At 45.0% G+C, this 718-nt stretch carries 1 protein-coding gene; it reads left to right on the top strand.

The window, feature by feature from the left end; all coding sequences use genetic code 11:
- Positions 1-404: 404 nt before the first annotated feature.
- Positions 405-718: hypothetical protein (locus OXG87_12370; GenBank protein MCY3870346.1), on the top strand; the 314-nt coding region annotated here is incomplete at its 3' end.

Here is a 718-nt window from a genome sequence, read left to right as displayed (position 1 = left end):
TTTTGTTTTTGTGCGGTTAGATTGGGGTCTCGTCAGGGGGAGACACATTATAAAACACTGATGTTGAGGACACAAGGACTTTGAGGGTAAAAAAAGTTGGATTGCTGCCCGAGATTGGTCTGGATGAGAAGAACATTTCTTTCACCATACCACTCATACATCGCTCAAAATATACACTTTTGCCTCCAATGCCTGCGCTCCTCCATCTCCGATTCAATAGGCAATCCACAAATTCAAGTTGTGAACAAGACCGCAATACAGCATATTGAAGGCATAATGAGATGCTTATATGCAATTTATCGCTCAATTCTGTGATAATTTCATTTTTTGGCCTGATATTTGCTTGGGTTCTGACTGTTGCGTTTATGTAAAATACAATCAACTTTCAGACCAGGGCATCTTACATGGCAGAATTTGATACGATTTCTAAACACCTGATTCAGAAATATCCCGACGACTTCGCCGGTTTCACCCTCGGACGCGAGGACATTGAAGTTCTTGCAGTTATTGACACAGAGCAACTCACTGTTGAAGCACGCCAAACCGATAGCCTGATTCGCGTGCGTATTGACGGCGAGGAGGCATTAGTCCACAACGAGTTTCAAACCACCGACAGCACCAATCCACCTATGCCGCGCCGCATGGCTGGATATATCGGACGAGCTATTGAGCATCACGGTCTGCCGATCTATTCCAACGTGATCTACCTGCGTCCCAA

The sequence above is a fragment of the Gemmatimonadota bacterium genome, from assembly GCA_026706845.1.
Classification (GTDB): Bacteria; Latescibacterota; UBA2968; order UBA2968; family UBA2968; genus VXRD01.
The sequence above is the reverse complement of the archived record's forward strand: the minus strand, read 5'-3'. Positions and strand labels throughout refer to the sequence as shown.